Source organism: Paenibacillus sp. WLX2291, assembly GCF_046603665.1.
GTDB lineage: Bacteria > Bacillota > Bacilli > Paenibacillales > Paenibacillaceae > Saccharibacillus.
The window spans coordinates 3,089,223-3,107,245 of sequence record NZ_CP176755.1 but is presented as its reverse complement, the minus strand read 5'-3'; the positions used below and the strand labels follow the sequence as shown (position 1 = coordinate 3,107,245).

At 37.8% G+C, this 18,023-nt stretch carries 13 protein-coding genes; 9 read left to right on the top strand and 4 right to left on the bottom strand.

Annotated features, from left to right (window positions below; all coding sequences use genetic code 11):
* The first annotated feature begins 45 nt into the window (after positions 1 to 45).
* Complete coding sequence (locus ACDE64_RS13280; RefSeq protein ID WP_411347124.1) at positions 46 to 2,436, top strand: PAS domain S-box protein; 2,391 nt, start codon at positions 46 to 48, stop codon at positions 2,434 to 2,436.
* A 264-nt stretch (positions 2,437 to 2,700) separates the two neighbouring features.
* Complete coding sequence (locus tag ACDE64_RS13275) at positions 2,701 to 3,663, top strand: ABC transporter substrate-binding protein (protein WP_411342612.1); 963 nt, start codon at positions 2,701 to 2,703, stop codon at positions 3,661 to 3,663.
* A 253-nt stretch (positions 3,664 to 3,916) separates the two neighbouring features.
* Here ACDE64_RS13275 and ACDE64_RS13270 read toward each other — a convergent pair whose 3' ends face one another.
* A complete protein-coding gene (locus ACDE64_RS13270) occupies positions 3,917 to 5,146 on the bottom strand; it encodes an MFS transporter (protein WP_411347123.1) in 1,230 nt (409 codons plus the stop codon).
* Positions 5,147 to 5,315: 169 nt separating this feature from the next.
* The gene (locus ACDE64_RS13265) at positions 5,316 to 6,443 is read right to left on the bottom strand and encodes a tyrosine-type recombinase/integrase (protein ID WP_411347122.1); all 1,128 of its coding nucleotides are present in this window, start codon (positions 6,441 to 6,443) and stop codon (positions 5,316 to 5,318) included.
* 423 nt (positions 6,444 to 6,866) lie between these two features.
* Here ACDE64_RS13265 and ACDE64_RS13260 point away from each other — a divergent pair, with 423 nt between their 5' ends.
* The 3 genes from ACDE64_RS13260 (at position 6,867) to ACDE64_RS13250 (ending at position 11,090) form a co-directional block, all read left to right on the top strand.
* Complete coding sequence (locus ACDE64_RS13260; RefSeq protein WP_411347121.1) at positions 6,867 to 10,118, top strand: S-layer homology domain-containing protein; 3,252 nt, start codon at positions 6,867 to 6,869, stop codon at positions 10,116 to 10,118.
* Positions 10,119 to 10,179: 61 nt separating this feature from the next.
* A complete protein-coding gene (locus tag ACDE64_RS13255) occupies positions 10,180 to 10,401 on the top strand; it encodes a hypothetical protein (protein WP_411347120.1) in 222 nt (73 codons plus the stop codon).
* A gap of 59 nt (positions 10,402 to 10,460) precedes the next feature.
* Entirely contained in the window at positions 10,461 to 11,090 is a 630-nt protein-coding gene (locus ACDE64_RS13250) for a hypothetical protein (protein ID WP_411347119.1), read from the top strand.
* 178 nt (positions 11,091 to 11,268) lie between these two features.
* Here the strand turns inward: ACDE64_RS13250 and ACDE64_RS13245 are convergent, their stop codons facing one another.
* The gene (locus ACDE64_RS13245; RefSeq protein WP_411347118.1) at positions 11,269 to 12,030 is read right to left on the bottom strand and encodes a hypothetical protein; all 762 of its coding nucleotides are present in this window, start codon (positions 12,028 to 12,030) and stop codon (positions 11,269 to 11,271) included.
* Between the two features lie 463 nt (positions 12,031 to 12,493).
* Between ACDE64_RS13245 and ACDE64_RS13240 the strand changes: the two genes are divergently transcribed.
* Both ACDE64_RS13240 and ACDE64_RS13235 read left to right on the top strand, forming a co-directional pair.
* A complete protein-coding gene (locus tag ACDE64_RS13240; RefSeq protein ID WP_411347117.1) occupies positions 12,494 to 12,844 on the top strand; it encodes a hypothetical protein in 351 nt (116 codons plus the stop codon).
* The gene (locus ACDE64_RS13235; protein ID WP_411347116.1) at positions 12,829 to 13,239 is read left to right on the top strand and encodes a hypothetical protein; all 411 of its coding nucleotides are present in this window, start codon (positions 12,829 to 12,831) and stop codon (positions 13,237 to 13,239) included. Before ACDE64_RS13240 ends, ACDE64_RS13235 begins: the two co-directional genes overlap by 16 nt.
* A 338-nt stretch (positions 13,240 to 13,577) precedes the next feature.
* Here the strand turns inward: ACDE64_RS13235 and ACDE64_RS13230 are convergent, their stop codons facing one another.
* Entirely contained in the window at positions 13,578 to 13,910 is a 333-nt protein-coding gene (locus ACDE64_RS13230; RefSeq protein ID WP_411347115.1) for an N-acetylmuramoyl-L-alanine amidase, read from the bottom strand.
* A gap of 274 nt (positions 13,911 to 14,184) precedes the next feature.
* Between ACDE64_RS13230 and ACDE64_RS13225 the strand changes: the two genes are divergently transcribed.
* Positions 14,185 to 16,593 (top strand): ATP-dependent helicase, encoded by a 2,409-nt coding sequence (locus ACDE64_RS13225; protein ID WP_411347114.1) that lies wholly within the window; start codon positions 14,185 to 14,187, stop codon positions 16,591 to 16,593.
* Positions 16,594 to 16,615: 22 nt separating this feature from the next.
* On the top strand, positions 16,616 to 17,764 hold the full coding sequence (locus ACDE64_RS13220) for a hypothetical protein (protein ID WP_411347113.1): 1,149 nt from the start codon (positions 16,616 to 16,618) through the stop codon (positions 17,762 to 17,764).
* Positions 17,765 to 18,023 lie beyond the last annotated feature (259 nt).

Sequence of the window (18,023 nt, the reverse complement as noted above, 5' to 3'; positions counted from 1 at the left end):
TGTATAAATCAGTGTAACCGTTAATCATAAGGAGCCTACACACATATGGAAGACATCATAATCAGTAAACAGGAATATGATGAGTTCATTCGACTCAAGCAAAGTTATCAAAATATAATGAATTATACGGACGATATCATTAGTCATCATCGCTTGGATGCTGGGTCTACGTATACGGCAGTTTCACCTGCGTGTGAGAAACTGATGGGTTACACAGCGGAAGAGATGGTTGGTACAGCCGGTTTCGATTATGTACACCCTAAAGATCGGCAAGTTCTTATTCATCAGCTGCGTAACGGATTGCAGCCGAATGTAGCAATAACACTTACCTTCCGTAATTTGCGCCGGGATGGAACGTATTTCTGGGCGGAATCCGTCTGCCGTTTGGTATTGGATCAACAAGACAATGCGGTCGAAGTACTAGCGATTACACGCGATATTAGTGAACGGCGCGAAAATGAACGTCGATTAAAAGAAAGCGAAAGTCGCTACAAATCTTTGTTTGATTTTAACCCGCTTGGTATTCATGCTCTTGGTCTAGATGGTGCTTATTTGTCCGCCAATACTAGCTTTGAGCAGATTCTTGGTTACAAAGAAGAAGAGCTGGTCCAAGGCAAGTTTCACGCCTTGGTCGCACCCCATGATCTTGATTATACAGTAGAGCGGTTTGAGCAGGCGAAGCAAGGAAGACCACAATCGTATGAAATCGAAGCGATCCACAAAGATGGTCACAAAGTAGATGTAGATATTACCAATGTACCGATCTATGTGGAAGAAGAATTGGTCGGCGTATATGCGATTGTACAAGATGTAACGGAGCGGAATGAACAAATTGATCAGATTTATAAGTTAAGCAATCAGCAGGAACTTATTCTTGACTCCGTTTCAGAAGGTATTTTCGGTGTCGATCTCGAAGGTCGAACGATCTTCGCTAATCCACCTGCCGCACGTATGCTTGGTTATGATATTAGCGAAATGGTGGGGCAAAAGCAGTTATTGGAATTTGAACAAAGTGGTCCAGATGGAAGTCCGATCATCTCAGGTGAGACACCGATCTGGCAGACGTTACATGAAGGCTACACGTTGGAGCGGGATGAAGCGGTATTATGGCGCAAAGATCATACGAGTTTTCTCGCATCCTATCGTGTAACACCGATTGTGGATCATGGTGTACGTGTCGGTATGGTTATTGTATTCCGAGATCGTACGGAAGAAAATCGGATCATTCAGGCACGTGAAATTGCGGAGCAGGCTGACCGTGCCAAATCAGAATTTCTAGCGATTATCAGTCATGAATTGCGTACACCTATGAATGGTATGATCGGTATGATGGAATTGTTAGCGGAAACGTTGGAACAGGACGTACAGAAAGAATACGCTGGTATCGTTATGAACAGTAGCAACGAACTACTGAAGATCGTAAATGAATTGCTCGATTTTAGCAAAATCGAAGCGGGACGGATGGAATTGGAATACGAGGCTGTACATCTGGGCGAGCTATTGACGCAGGTAGCCGAATTATTTGAACCGGTAGCCGCTGAGAAGCGTATCAGCATTGTAACGGAGTTGGATCGTCATCTGCCACAAGCGATCATTAGCGATGGGAGTCGCTTACGGCAGGTACTTGTTAATCTGGTCGGCAATGCTGTCAAATTCACGGAAACAGGTGGTGTACACATCGCAGCTCGCTGCATCAACCAGCCTGATCCAGAAAAGCTCGTGATCGGATTTACAGTTAGAGATACCGGTGTTGGCATTGCTAAGGAAGAACAATCACGACTGTTCCAACCGTTCTCGCAGATTCGTAATCAGTCCCGTCAACATTATGGAGGAACAGGTCTTGGACTATCCATTTGTAAAAAGATCATAGAGTTGATGGGCGGCACGATTGATGTACAGAGTCAACAAGGAGCAGGCGCTACCTTTTCCTTTACGATTGCACTGAATGCTAGCGATTATCCAGAGATTCAGCCGGGCATGAATGAACCGGACAAACTGTACTCTTCTCATGAAGCCAAGTATGGTCCATTACGTATTCTAGTAGCCGAAGATCATGATATTAATCGCAAGCTATTGTTGACAATTCTGAAACGTCGTGGATATGAAGCAGATATTGCTCGTAATGGGGAAGAAGCTGTACAGCAGGCGACAAAGCATGATTATGATTTGATCTTTATGGATGTGAATATGCCAGTGTTGGACGGTATGGAAGCAACGCGTCATATTCGAGCTATCGGGCATAATCCTGCACTGCCCGTTATTGTAGCAGTAACTGCATTTGCACGAGACGAAGAAAAGGCGTTCTGTCTGGAAAGTGGCATGCAGGATTTTGTATCCAAACCGTTGCATGTTCAGGATGTGGAGCAGCAATTGGATAAATGGTCGAGCATTATTCATGCGTATCACAACAATACGTTGGAGAATGATCACCTTTAATTGTTTACCCTTTTCAGTGCTTGGATTTGGGATGAGTTTTATCGTGAAAGTTGTTCTCTCATTTGATTCAAAATAGATAAAGGACAAGCTCTGTATACTTGTTATACAAAGGCTTGTCCTTTTCGTTATGTATTGTCTGGAAACTATATACTTGTTGTATACAATTAAATTGAAGGTTTACATCATCGCTTGAACGCGTTATACTGTCAAGGCTGATAATAATTCTCATTATCAGCGAGTATTAGAGATAAAGGGGACGGGAACATGAAATGGCAACAATGGGCAAAGCACATACTGATCGGAGGAGCATGCGTAGCACTGTTAGCAGGCTGCGGTAATGCAGGTAACAGCCAATCTTCCACAAACAGCGCAACGAATACAACAGCTACAACGAACGGTATTTCCATCCAGCACGATATGGGCACAACCGAATTGCAACAACCGGCACAACATGTAGTCGCACTAGAATGGTCTTTTGTAGACGATTTACTTGCACTTGGAATTACACCGGTTGGGATCGCAGACGATGATAAAGATAAAGTGATAGAGAAATTGGCTGGCAAACCGATTGAATATATGCCACTTGGTACACGCGAAACACCAGATCTGGAGAAAATTGCTGGGGCAGCACCCGATCTGATCATCGCGGATACAGATCGCCATTCCAAAATCAAAGCACAGCTGGATGCGATTGCACCAACGATTGTATTGAATAGTCGTAAAGGCTCCTATGACGATAGTTTGAAGGATTTTGAAATCATCGCCAAAGCGGTTGGTAAAGAAACGGAAGCGACAGCGCGGATTGAACAGCATAATCAAACAATGGTTGATCTAAAAAAACAGGTCGATAACATGAAAGATAAAAAAGTGCTAATCGGTGTCGCTCGTAAAGACGGCTTTAACGCTCATACAACCGCCTCGTATGCAGGGGAAGTATTGCAGGATATCGGTTTTGAGAATGTAGTGGAAGGCACAGAGAAAGAGCCTTACAAAGATGTGAATCTGGAAACAATCACGTCCATCGATCCAGATATTATCTTTATCGCTACGGATGATTCGGAAGCTATCACCAATGAGTGGAAAACGTTACCGGTATGGCAAAACCTGAAAGCCGTGAAGAACAACCACGTGTATATGGTAGATCGCGATATCTGGACTCGTTTCCGCGGTATCACGCCAGCGGAAAGAATCGGACAGGATGCCTTGAATTTTCTGAATGGCAAATAATCTGAATAGCAAATAAGTAATACAGTTTCATTTTCATACAGAAGATATCTTGGATAACATCTATGTATAGATTCATATGAGAAAAACACATTGTATCGTTGAATGTGCATATCATTGTTTTTAATATGCACCATTTGTATAGTTATCTAAAAGTAAAAGTAAAAGTAAAAGTAAAAGTAAAAATGAGAATGAGAGTGAAAGGGGAAGCACCCGCCACAAGCGCAGAGGTGTTTTCCCTTTCTAATTTGCGCAATCAAATATGCTGTAACTGTCTACGCTGGTACAACACAATCAATACATATGCCAATACGAAGGCGCCAATCATCAGACAGATTGGAATACGTGGATCAAATGTGTATGCCCACCCACCAATAATACCGGCTGGGGATGTGATAAGCAGTATAAGTACGGATAGCATGGAGAAGATTTTGGCGCGTTTCTCATCGTCGATTGCATTGGCAACCGCCGCTTCCAAATAAGGGGAGCTGATCATCATCCCGACGGCAGAGATGACCGTACTAAGAGCAATCCAGCCGAGATGCGTAATCGGTCCAACAATGAGCATCAGATTAGATAATACGGATAGCGCAAATCCAGCCATCATTGCTTTGAATATGCCGTGCTCCGGGATACGAGGAGTGAGTAACCACAATACGATCAGCATCACGACCGAAGATACCGCCGGAACAAAGGAGATTAGATCGTTATCAATATGTAAATAGTCCGCCATGTAGAGCGATAAATACGTCGTTTTCAAAGTTGTTTGAAAATTGAATAGTACATATACGCTGAAGATGAGCAGCAGTGCGCGGCTGCCTGTAATTTCACGGATCGCTCCGGTATAATCGATCAGACTTTTCCGTAGACCGAGATCACGGGTTTCCTTCATTTTACGATAACCCATCTCAGTCTCACGTGTCGTTAGATGGCGACCGATGAATTGAAAAGTCATCAGAATAACGACCAATATGTACATAATTCGCGTACCCGGCACTAACCCGTACGCATACACTAACAAACCACCCAGCGGAGCGAACAGACCACCGATTACGCTAATAATCTGTAATAACGTAAATACATACGTCCGATCAGCAGGCTTCGTATCTTCTACGACCAGACAGTAAAAGGCAGTAGAGGGAACCCGCTGAAAGCCGTTCACTAGCGCAGCCGCGACGAAAAACCAGACATTTTGTGATACAGCCCAGATCACACCCGCTAGACTCCAACTAAGTAAGTCAAAATACAACACCGCTCGCTTACGCCCCATCCGGTCGGTTAGATACCCGCTAATAAAGGAAGAGAATACCTGCACAATCAGACTCAGCGTCGTAATCCAACCAATCGCCGTCTCGGTAACGCCTAGCTCGTACATATACAGCGTGGCATACGTCATAACCATGCTATACGGAATTAGAAAAAACGGTTCAAAAGCAAGGCAACCGCGGCTATTGCCTTGTAAGCGTGGAAACCAAGTGCGCATCATAGTAAGTGAGTTCCTCCGATGTAAGTGAAATCGTAGACAGGACAAGGGTTTTTCGATAGTTCATAGGGTGTAAGATCAGGAACATTTCGTCAATATACAGACAGAAGATTATGCACTCGCTTAGGTGGTCTAAAGGGATGATTTTGACGTCGTGCCGATTTCGTGCCGATCAAGATTTCAAAGGAACATAACGTGCAAACTTCTGGAGCTCATCTTCTTCGATTTTTTTTGTAATGGATAGGTACGTATCGGCGGTTGTTTTGATGGTTCGATGACCGAGTCGCCGTGATACATAAAGTAAGCTGGCACCGGATTCTAATAATAAGACCGCATGCGTATGTCGAAAACCATGCGTCCCTTTATATTCGACGCCGACTTGTTTGCAGTAAGATTCGAATGCTTCTCGAACGACCGAAGGCATTAAATATTGACCCCATCCGTTTTGAAAAATTAGGTTATCTTCATGTGGACTCAAGATCATTTGTGTTTGGATGTCTTTAAACTGTTCTAAATAACAAAGTAAGTCATCATCCAGTTGAATGGTACGATATGATGAATGACTTTTCAGTGACGTAATGGTTAGTTGATTATGTTTATCTCGGTTCGTTTGACGCTGAATAGTCAATTGGTTGCCAGACAGATCATTCCAGCGTAAAGCGAGCGCTTCGCTGATCCGTAAGCCAGTACGACTTAAAAATAACATTAATGTATAGTAGAGCGGATAATCTTTAAAACGTTTGGGTTTATATTGCTTCATAAATGATAGAAGTTGATGAAGTTCATGATACGTAAAATATTTCACTTTTCGTTTGGCATCGACAGCATCCTTAATTGGAACACGCAAACGATCCGCAGGATTTTTTTCTAAAATTTCAAGCTCATGTATACAAAAATGAAAAATACTTTTTAATGTACTGAGGTATTTGTCACACGTTGGAAAAGCATACCCTTGATCGATACAATCTTGTATCCATTCTTTGACATCCAATCGACGAATTTTGAATAGTTTCATGTTACCAAATCGAGGTAAGATATGCAGTCGCAATGTGACTTCTAGCTGCTCTGCACTAGAGTCTTTTAATTCGTTTTGTTTGTGGCGAAACCATGAATCGACGATTTCTTCAAACAAGAGATGACGTTGATTGAGAATATGTCCATAGTAAATTCGTTCTTCTACCCGATGGGCTTCGATTTCTGCTTCTTTTTTAGAACGAAATGTTCCAATACTCTGTTCTTTGCCATCACGTGAAACGCGTGCTTGCCATTTACCACTTGGAAGTTTACGAAAGGTCGCCATAGATCATCATCCTTTTACGATGTGATGATCGGGGATGTGAATCACCCGATGGCTCCCAGTGTTATGAAATCCATCTTTAATATCTGCTTTTGATTATGTTTATCATAATATCTTCGATAGATCGCTATATCGTTTTTAAGATATAGAGTGTTCGGAATAGTAACAAGCAGAAAGGGCTTCGTGAAACGATAACGTATTGTTGGGAACTTTTGTTCTTAATTTTAGCATGAGAACATGAAGTCCTCAATCTTTTGCTAACGATGCAAAACATTTATACGTGAGTAATAAGAAAATAATCTTCAATGATCAAAAAATTAATTAATTTTATCTATTCGACAAGAAAAGACAAAAATTAAAAAAATAATATGATAATATAACTTTTGGCTTAGGCTAATAGAATCAATTTTAAAGGATGGATATTAAATGAATGTCGTTTGGTTCAAAAAGTTATGTGTATTATGTTTAGTGGTTGGGTTGATTATACCTTCCAATCAACTTGCGGGAGCTGCACCTGCAAAAGAAACTATCGAGCAGCACTGGGCAGGAAAGCTCATGCAAGATTGGGTGGCGAAAGGAAATTTAAAAGGCTACCCGGATGGGCAACTGCATCCTGATCGGCAAATAACACGTGCAGAGTTTATTACGATTCTAACAAAAGTACTACCTCTAGAAGAATCGTCTACGTCCTCGAAAGCAGAATTTTCTTTCACCGATGTACATAAAGAGCAATGGTACTATACGCAAATTCAACAAGCAGTAGTCGCAGGGTACATAAAAGGCTACCCAGATGGCAGCTTTAAACCGAATGCACTCATTAGTAGACAAGAAGCAGCAGTCATCTTAGTAAAGCGACTGCGACTATCGGCAAGTGAGAGCTCCATTTTAGAATCTTATCACGATTACAAGCAGATTCCAGTCTGGGCACAGCCGAGTGTAGCCACACTACTCAATCACTCACTGATTCAAGGTTATCCGGATCAAACATTACGTACAACAAAGCAACTAACACGAGCAGAAGCAGTGACCTTAGTCAATCATGCACATACATATGAGACTAACACAGAAAGTAACGAATCACCTACGGCTCCTAATCAGCCCGGGACGGAACTAAGCAATCTGACAACTTCATCTGGAGACGGATTAAAAAACACATCATCTAAAGCGAAAACCTCAACGACAACCCTAGATGCAAAGCTAGATTCCGATAAAGATGGTTTACCTGACTACATTGAAGATATACTTGGTACGAATAAATATAATCGAGATACGGATGGAGACGGTCTATCCGATGGGGAAGAAGTCAATACGGTTGGTACCGATCCTCTCCAGGTCGATACGAATAAGAACGGCATTTCGGATGCAAAAGAAGATGGAGACGGTGACGGGCTGAGCAATTCGGAAGAGCTGCGTCATCATACCGATCCTAAAAATGCCGATACCGACTTTGATGGCTGGGCGGATGGTCTTGAAATCCAAAAGGGTACAAACCCACTCGTAGCCGATACGGACAAGGATGGTCTAGAAGATGGTATCGAAGAATCGGTAGGGATGAATCCGCTACTTGCCGATACGAATGGCAATGGCATCAAAGATGGCGATGAGAAGGTCGTGTATACGACAAAGGCAGCATCCTATGATATTGATCCCAATGTCGTACCTACCGTTAAACTTGCTTCTAAAGCGAAACTCGCCGATAGCACCGTGATTACAAATGTATATGGCGAAGATGCCTTTATTAACTCAGATATCCCTGGTTACCTCGGAGCGCCGTATGAGTTTAAAACAGATGTCGCTTTTGACAGTGCAGAGATGACTTTTACGTACGATCCAAACTTGGTAACGACTGACTTTGAGCCAGCGATTTACTATTATAACAAAGACAAGCAATTATTAGAGCGTGTGCCAGATCAAGTACATCATTCAGAGACGCATTCTGTAACGGCGACAGTGCATCACTTCAGTACGTATTTACTACTGGATGGGAAGAAGTGGGACGAGGTATGGCAAAAGGAAATGCTGGCACCAAACGCACTTCAAAAACAAACCGATATCGTATTTATGATTGATACGTCCGGTAGCATGGAAGATAACGATCCGAAAAATTTGCGGTTAACGGCGGTAACCAATTTTGTGTACAAGATGAGAGAATTGGATCGAGCAGCTGTGTATAGTTTTAATGACTATGCGAGCCGCTGGACATCGCTAACATCCAATAAAAAAGCAATTCAAGATGCTGTGGCACGGGTGCGAGGCCTAGGGGGAACGGACATTTACTATGCTTTGTCTCGCTCGATCGACGAAATTGAACAAAATGGTACAGCAAACAATGCGAAGATGATTATTCTACTGACTGATGGAGAAGGAAATTCCAATAATAAAAAAATCGATGGTCAAATTGCTCGTGCCGCTGGTCTGAACATCAAGGTATATACAATTGGGCTAGGGGCAAGTGCAGGAGTAGCAACGCTTGAAAAAATTTCGCAGGGAACAGGTGGCCAATACTACGCTATCGATGCAGCCGAAATGGTTGACATGGCTTATAACGCGATTGCAGGTGAAACGATTAATTTGTCCGCCGACAGTGATCAAGATGGACTGCCAGACTATTTTGAGGACAATGGTGTTCGCCTAGGTAATGGGGTATGGATTCAAGGACTGGATGCACATAATCCGGATACGGATGGCGATGGCATTCCAGACGGAAAAGAACTCACATGGCTTCAGGATCAAGATCAGCCCAAACTTGTTTACTTCACCCTCAAATCGGACCCAACGAAAAAGGATACCGATGAGGATGGGCTGCTGGATGGATTTGATCCGCATCCACTGCGTTACGATCTGCATAATCGCTTAGCTACAATTATGGCGGATCTCTCCTATGTCAACTTGTCTTCAGAACAAGGGCAAGCAATGGAGGACTTAAAAGGAAATACAGACATTGATACTCGCTTTAAAATGGCACAATACAATCCACAGTCGCTAGTGAATCCGAACCCGTATACCGAACTGAATGGATGGAAGATTATCCGCGCGCAGGATACAGACATGTTCTTGAGTGGGTTTGCTGCTGTTGCTTTGAAACGTGGAGATACCATTGCGTTTGCGTTCCGAGGTACCGAGTTCCCGAAACCAAATGATATCGGCGCAGATTTAGCGTTGTTCTTCTACAATAATAATCAGATGACCTGGCAGATGGACAACTTTATGGCAGCGGTACTTAAAGAACAGCCACATGCCAAAGTATATAGCATTGGACATTCACTGGGTGGCTTCTTAGCAAGTTCTGCATCCTATGAATTGATCACGCAGGATATCTCACTAGAGAATATTGGTGCGAGAAGTACGATTCGAAATGCGGATTATACATTTGAGCAGGGCATTAATTTTAATGCAGCACCATTTTTCATTTCTGGATACGTACTCCCAGAAGCAACTGGACTGTCGCGTGTGTTAGCATTTTTTAAATCTACAGTGCCAGCGAATGCCGTAATGGATCCAAAATACGCAAACGTGATAGATAACTACTTTACAGAAGGCGAGTTCCTAAGTAGCATTTCAAATGTAACTCTAGGACTTCGTTTAGGTAAAGTACATGAGCCGTTCCCAAGTTCCGGTAGTGCAATGGAACGTCACGGAATTTCGAGCTTCTATGAACATTTCCCAAAATCATATTAAATGAAACCAGATCCGGCTTTGAAAACAAAGTCGGATCGCAATTACAGAGAGGATGAGTGCAATGTACCCAAAGAAAAAACGAATGATGACTTTAACAACAGATGAGCAGTTGTATAATGCTGCACGATCAGGCATTGAAGTGACGATTTATATTGGAGACGAAGAAGATTATACAGGCAAGATCTTGGAGTATAGTGATGGAGCAATTAAGACAGCAGATGGATTTTATTTAAGAGATAATTGTGTAGTGAAGACTACTGAAAATTATTTACGATCTCTATAGTTCAATTTACGAATGAGAAATTTAAATTCTATATTTTAGAAGAAAGATGTTGAGAATACATGCTATCAATATTGCAAAGTCATTTTTTCTATTTGAACGCTCTCTTTTTTATTTGGGTCAGTGCTATTGTAATTACTCCTTCTATTTTAGGTTATAAAAATAGATCGCCTCGCTTAGCATGGTGGACTTTTGTATTAGGCCCACTCTTCCCAATAGTATTATTCCTTATTCCGAAGAATACTACGAATAATATAAAGAACTTTTTCAAAGACAATGAACAATTATTTGCAAGCAAAGTTTATCAAAGAGCTGTGTGGAGTTTTAGACTAAATAACAGTGATATGATGGCTCTTTATATGAAAATGCTAAGAACTTCTTCCAACATTAATATAGATTATGTAGAGTCTATTGTAAAAATAGCAGTTGAAAAAAAGAAAAATACAGCATGGACAACCACGTATGTATCTGTAATTGTGTCTTTCTCTATTTCTTTGTTTGTCAGTATATTAGGAAAGTTTATTGGTGTAGATGTAGCATTAATTTCGAATATTACAGATGCTATATTTAGTCTTATATTGTGGCTACTTATATGTATCTCAACGATGGGAGCGCATCATAGGCATACGTATAATGTGCTTCTGCACTTTCAAGAAGCTATTCGGCTTTATCGATTACAATCAAATATGTAAATAGATAAATGAAATTGGGTTGATAATAATCTTATTACCTTTGAATCACTAATTTTTCTGGATTTTTAATATGAATGGTGTTAGTAATACATTCATCAATAAAAAGAATCACCCATTACTTAAGAGTTTTGTTCATGGACGAGTTCTTTTTATTGGATTTAATTTCTATTTTTAAAAGCTAATCTAGCTGTTTAAGAATATTATCTATTACAATTTTAAGATTTTCAATTTCACTTAAACCTTCAGAAGTATGCCAATAAGATTTTGTGTTATGAATATTATGACTTCTATCGACATATACACAAGAGTGCTTAACTTTATCTTGCATGTTGCAAGTAGCTGCTATATCTAAAATGGAATTAAAATCTTCTTCAGTTCCTACAACTATTTCATCAATAAGTAAATTTAAATCTATAGTAATTGAGTTTTGATTTTCATTTTTAATTAAAACACGATATTCTTTTTCGTCACTATAATATGGATCTTTGATAAATAAAAAATCTTCAGGAGCGTAAGATTGTTGTTTATCTTGAGATACAGGTAGGTATTTTATAGCTTTAGCTAAAGATTCAATACTATCTAAACTTTTGTTTAACTTTCCTACAGTACTTTTAATAGCCACACCTTCACAAGAATTGAATTTAGACCAAAGATGTTCAGATTCGTATTTGCGGGCCGACCAACATGATATGCCATATTGTAACTGTTCTCTCAAAAATAGTTCTAAATGGTTGGGAGGCCATTTAAACATTTTTAGTAAAGTTAATGTTTCAGCACTCGGCAAACTATCATTAGGATCATTGGTAGAGTCTTTTAATTGTTTGATATTTGGGAAATACAACGCACTATTCTCGATTAACCATTGAAATTTGTCTTTTGTCATATATCTCCAAATAACCGTATTATCTTTTTTTATAGTACCCGTTTGTGTCTTCAACATAATATCTCCTTTTTTTGTTATTATCTTATTGTTATTATCTTATTGTTAATATAAACAATGGATAGACAAGTGTCAATTCATTTCTGCATACATCACCTATTAGGCTGTCTATAATTGAATAATTAACTAGGATGACACGCTTTTGACGTTCTCCCAAATGGTAAAATTTGATGCCCGCCTCTCTGTACGATTTTTAATTTCATTAGTAACTAATTTGTGCCCAGCCAAGTAACTTGACGATCATATGCTTTTATTTGAATATTATCTGCTAAAATAAATACTTGCCAATTAATCTAAACAAGCAATATGTTAATAAAATACCTGTTTATCCTCAATCATGGTTTCATCAGAGGTTGCGTTAAGCTATATGTTTGGTACTCAATACTTTTTGAATAAAAAGTTCAAGTCAACGATATAACAATCGATATATAAGAAAGATTTTATTTAAGAGGAGTAATAGATAGTGAGCAAAATCATACACGCAACTAGCGATCTGGATTTGGAATTTAATACGGAAAAAAAGAATCAAAGTGAAACTTATGCAAATAAAGAAGAAAATGAGCTAAATAAATTAAGTACTGAAGTTTATATTTTGCTTCAAGAGATTTTGCTGTCAGCGCAAGAAATGCAATCAATTAGTTGCATTAAAAAAGTATCTAAAATTGAGAAAAGGTTTTGGATATATAAACTACGAGCTAAAAAGGACATTAAGAAAATTCTTAATATTAAAGAAAATTGTTGCTGCTCAAATCAAATATTCAAAAACGAAAACGTATCAGTGAGACTCCTCTGTATTTTATGTTTGCTTATATAACTTTAATAGTCGGTATTATGTCAGTATGTATAAAAGTTTCAATATCGAGTAACATAAATAATCCATTACAAGCACAAGGATTAGGTATATTTCCTGCAACAGAGATAAGTATGGGAGTATTAAGTTTTTTGTTGACTATATTTGCTGGAATGATTGGTTTTCTAACATATTTGTTCTCAGAAATAGCAACTGAAAAAGACCTTTTACATGCTAAATTGATGCTAGCAATTCTCTTCCCGGTAATTCTTGCACTTTTGTTTAAGGATATATCTCAATCTTATGCTTTAAATATGTCTTCTACTCTGTGTTTTGTTGTAGGATATAACTTTAAAACTTTGTTACTCTTTACAGGGAAAATATTAGAGAAAGTAAATAATGTTATTCAACGAATATAAATGAATGATCATTTGAATGAATGAAAAGTTTACTTAGGAGTTATCTTAAATTCATTCAGTTATACTTTTATAAATTATGAGGATGAAATCTATTTACTTTATAGGTACTAATGACAAATTCTCAAAAGAGCGACCAGAGTATAAATCATAGTCGCTCTTTTGAGTGTATTATGCAATATTATGAGCAAATAATCCTTTCACAATACCATTTAGTTAGTCATCCAAATCTAGCCGACTATCTTCAATGGAAGCGATCTCAATTAGAATGCGATGGCTTGTTTTTTTAGTATCGCGTAGTCTGCTACCTCATGGTGACTATCTGATGCAACGGCAACTACCTATGCGAAACCTTTAGACGCAATAGAGCCTTCTTGATAAAATACGCCTTTACCTGATCCCTGTCTATTTACATAAATGCTAACCAAGTAATCTATAGCAGGTAGTGTATTGATAGATGCTACACGTTTATTGATATCGTCACCAATCGTTCTCGTCGGCCAAACAATACCTCCAGAAGCACGAAGCTTTGATACTACACGTTGCGCCACTTTAAGAGTAACATCTTTTTCTTTACGGGATACATTGGAACCAAGTAATGGAGATGCAACTGCTCCGTCATAACGTCCGCCATGCCCTGCATCGATAATGAAACGTCTGTCTTTAATTGTCATAATAAGTCTCCTTTTAATTACACTGTTAAGTTTCTATGGCCATAGAATGCTTACACTTATGAAGGAAAAATATTAGACCGTTATACAACCGATTAACAAAATAATATAATAGGTACTCATTTGGGAAATTAATACATATCAATCAACGAACCGACATAATATCTTATGGATTATAAATACATTTATCTTGTATATTGGATATTGATAATCGATTATATCTACTTTTGTATAACCAACACAAATACACTGATATTATGTAGAGAGAAGGATATAGATGCTTCAGAAGACAATAGATCGACTTACGGGAAAAGATAAATTACTAACCGTGACTCAAAATTTAGAGCAAGAAGTTCAGCAATTACAATATCAATATAATTTGCTGAAAAAAGATAATGATGAAAAAACGGAGCAGTTGATTGAACTGATTCGTCTGTACAAAGAGTTAAGAACAAGTCATGAATCAAATCTTAAACAGATGAAAACAATTCAATATCAGAATCAACAACTTATTCATACAGACAGTCTTTATAAAAAAAAGTATGGGGAAATCAAAGATCCTGATACGAATGGAAATTTGGTTCAGGATTTAGATGAGGATAAAGGTTTCTTTGATCACATTGAGCGAATCAAAGGAAATGCGTTTAATACTAATCAAGTTTTAGCTATTCGATATAATATGCAACAAAACCTCCGAATTATCGCTGGAGCTGGGAGTGGTAAAACTGAAACGATTTGCGCTAAAACAGCTTATTTAATGTTGATGGAAGGGGTGTCTGCCTCTCATATTTGTATGGTTACATTTACACGAAAAGCAGCTGACGAAATGAGAGAACGTGTTCATACCTTTTTAAATCAAGAGAAGTCTAAAGTTACGATTGGAACCTTTCACAGTGTCTTTAAATCGATGTTTGAACGATTGCTCAAAGAACAGCCAGGGCTTGCATCTGTAGGTATTGTTGTTCATAAACAGGATGATAGTGACTCAAAAGCTAGTATTTTATTTCGAAATCTTGTTAAGAAAAATAAATTGTCTTCACTTGATCGAGAAGGCGAGAAAACTATTCGTGAACGTATCGATTATTGGACAAACTTAGATTATACCTTAGATGAAATGAAAGGATTTGTTGCTACATATTATAGTGGAGTGGGACCTGAAATCGAACCTCCGATTCAAGAACGTTTTTATAATTTGTATACCGAGTTTATGCAAGAACGAAATCAACAGAATATTGTTATTTTTGATGATTATTTACTAAACTTATACACTGCTTTACAGCAATATGAGTCTGCACGTGAGTTTATCCAAAATAATTATAAGTATATTTTCGTCGATGAGTTTCAAGATATTAATCCACTTCAAGTTGCGATACTTAAATTGATTGCTCCACTAGATGGTAGCGGAGCAAAACTGATCATTGTCGGAGACGATGGTCAAAGTATCTATGCGTTTCGTGGATCAAGTCCAGAATATATTAAAGACTTCCATTCTATGTATGATACGTATACGTTGGAATTGATGACAAATTACCGTTCTAAGCAAAATATCGTACAGTCTGGCAATCGAGTGATTTTGCATAACCAACACGATCGAATAGAGAAACAAATGAATCCTTACCATGAACTAGATGGTGATGCTTATGTGTGGGTAGCTGCTGATGTGAATGATGAAGCAAAGTGGATCATTGAAAAAGTACAATCACTTGGAAAACGAAAACCATTTGTTTCTACAAATGAAAAAGATCCAAGCGCCCAGCCTATCAATTATACAGTGTCAACAGTGTTGTATCGATCTGCCGGTCAGCTTCAAGGTATGTATCAAGTATTGGATACGCTCAATATTCCTTTTGTAATTGAAAGTAATGAAGACATCATGGGAATATTTAATCTATACGAATTTAAACAAGCCTTTTCATCGTGGAATAGATTAGTGAAGGAAAATGCAAGTTATGATTCATCAGAATGGACTACTATTCTTCGACAAGTGGCTTTAGCTCATTTTGTGAAAGTAAATGATTTTAAACACTTTATTAAAGATCAGGCTACAGATTCTATCTCACAGCTCCTTCAATCATTTGTGAATTTTATACAAATTCAAAAGCCGTATGCTGATATAGCATTACTAAAAGCCTATTTCAATGGCTTATTTAAATTGTTTAAAGATGAAGGTGAATTTGTGAATGTTATGGATTTTATTGATCCATTCCTTCAATTTCCCGCAAATAAGAAAAATCTCACTAATGAAGAATTGGATTGGATCACCAAAGAATGTACATCGTATGCAACTTGGGAAAGCTTAACCGGTTATCATGATCGGTTGCAAAAACGAAAAGTAGAGATGAAGAAAAATGTAGAAGCATATCGCAAAGGGGAATATAATGCTCTGTGCTTCATGACTATTCACAAAAGTAAAGGATTGGCCTTTGATAATGTATTTGTAATTGGTGTGTATCATGGTGGACTTCCTTCAATTAGAGCACTACCGGTTAGCCAAGTGAACTTGGATGAGTGTCGCGAAAAAGCAGAACCTGTAACTACACTTGAAGAAGAACGTCGACTAATGTATGTCGCGGTGACACGAGCCAAACATAATGTATACATTACTTTTCCACAAATGAGCCAGAATCAGCCAGTCAAACGATCTATTTTTATTAAAGAATTAGGGCTTCCATTAAAAAATAAATGAAGCAAACAAAGGAGTAATTAAATTGGGGAATCGGTTTTGGGAATTTTATTTGGTACGTTATTTGCTTGGTACCATTTTTGCAATTGTTATCTTATTTTATCTCTTTTATAACTATAACAATGAAATCAGCAATTCATTCTTTCGGAGCCAAGAATCTCCTCAAAATGCTCAAGCAACAGTGAGTAGTTTTTTGTTTGATACTAGCTATACACTTACAGAAGAAAAACCTAATCAAATCGTACAGGTTATGAAGAGTATATTAGAGCCTATTGGAATTGAAAGTCATTCAATTCCCAATAATGATCAAGCATTAGAGATCAACTTTGAACAGTCAGGAATTTCTATTTTAACTATGATCATAATAATAGTAGCTGGATTTTTTTATATGTATTTGTCAAGTATGCTTATTCTCGTAATGCATGGACTTAGATCTATATTGTTTAGGTTCGACAAAAATAGTATGAATGAATTAGAGGATAAAATCAAAAAAAATCTTGTTCGCTTAAAAAAACTTTTTCACTTTAAAAAAACTTATTGCAAAAAAAATCTTGTTCGCTTAAAAAAACTTTTTCACTTTAAAAAAACTTATTGCAAAAAAAATCTTGTTCGCTTAAAAAAACTTTTTTACTTTAAAAAAACTTATTACAAAAAAAATCTTGTTCGCTTAAAAAAACTTTTTCACTTTAAAAAAACTTATTACAAAAAAAATCTTAGAACTCTAATATTCATTTTATTAATTATATTCATAGGGTCATTCTTAATTTCTAATCAGTTATATAAGCATTTTTTATCTATTACTACTTTGATGCTAGCTATCTATTTATTTAAATTGGTATATTTGGAAAATCAAAAATTCTATATTAGTTTAGCTGAGTATCGTTCTGAAAAAACAGAGATAGGGGAAAAAGAAAAAAAATCGAGGAAAAAAAACTCAAAAATAGAAACGAATCAAAATAAAGAATATATTGAATCGTATAAACATTTGAGAGAACATGGTAATGCATTTGGAATCATTATTTGTGAAATTTTACTTGCTGCTTGGTTAATATTCTGGAATTTTTCATTCTGGGCTGTTTTTTATTGGTGTTTGATGGGATTCAGCTCTTGGATCTTAGGTACTTACTTAGAAGTTAAAGCTGTAGAAGATTATGGGAAAGACAAGAGTGTATAACAAATAAGATTTCATTTTGTAAATAAGCAAGCAAACAAGCGGCCTACATCAGGCTGCTTATTTTGTATATTATGCAAGTATTTCTTGTAACGTTACTGTGTTAGTGATGAAATCGATAGCTAAAAAATGATAGATCATGGTCAATAGGCAGCTAGATTGATTGTATTACACTATCTTTAACATACTTATGCGTAACATTTAACAACTAGCAGGTATAGTAGAATTCTGGTCTTCATTCAACACTCAGTTTTGAATAAAA

What these genes read in the sequence shown, in the direction of transcription:
- ACDE64_RS13280 (WP_411347124.1), top strand. Translation starts at nt 46, where the DNA reads ATGGAAGACATCATAATCAGTAAACAGGAATATGATGAGTTCATTCGA.
- ACDE64_RS13230 (WP_411347115.1), bottom strand. Translation starts at nt 13,910, where the DNA reads ATGACAATTAAAGACAGACGTTTCATTATCGATGCAGGGCATGGCGGA.
- ACDE64_RS13270 (WP_411347123.1), bottom strand. Translation starts at nt 5,146, where the DNA reads ATGATGCGCACTTGGTTTCCACGCTTACAAGGCAATAGCCGCGGTTGC.
- ACDE64_RS13255 (WP_411347120.1), top strand. Translation starts at nt 10,180, where the DNA reads ATGTACCCAAAGAAAAAACGAATGATGACTTTAACAACAGATGAGCAG.
- ACDE64_RS13245 (WP_411347118.1), bottom strand. Translation starts at nt 12,030, where the DNA reads ATGTTGAAGACACAAACGGGTACTATAAAAAAAGATAATACGGTTATT.
- ACDE64_RS13250 (WP_411347119.1), top strand. Translation starts at nt 10,461, where the DNA reads ATGCTATCAATATTGCAAAGTCATTTTTTCTATTTGAACGCTCTCTTT.
- ACDE64_RS13275 (WP_411342612.1), top strand. Translation starts at nt 2,701, where the DNA reads ATGAAATGGCAACAATGGGCAAAGCACATACTGATCGGAGGAGCATGC.
- ACDE64_RS13225 (WP_411347114.1), top strand. Translation starts at nt 14,185, where the DNA reads ATGCTTCAGAAGACAATAGATCGACTTACGGGAAAAGATAAATTACTA.
- ACDE64_RS13265 (WP_411347122.1), bottom strand. Translation starts at nt 6,443, where the DNA reads ATGGCGACCTTTCGTAAACTTCCAAGTGGTAAATGGCAAGCACGCGTT.
- ACDE64_RS13235 (WP_411347116.1), top strand. Translation starts at nt 12,829, where the DNA reads ATGTTTGCTTATATAACTTTAATAGTCGGTATTATGTCAGTATGTATA.
- ACDE64_RS13260 (WP_411347121.1), top strand. Translation starts at nt 6,867, where the DNA reads ATGAATGTCGTTTGGTTCAAAAAGTTATGTGTATTATGTTTAGTGGTT.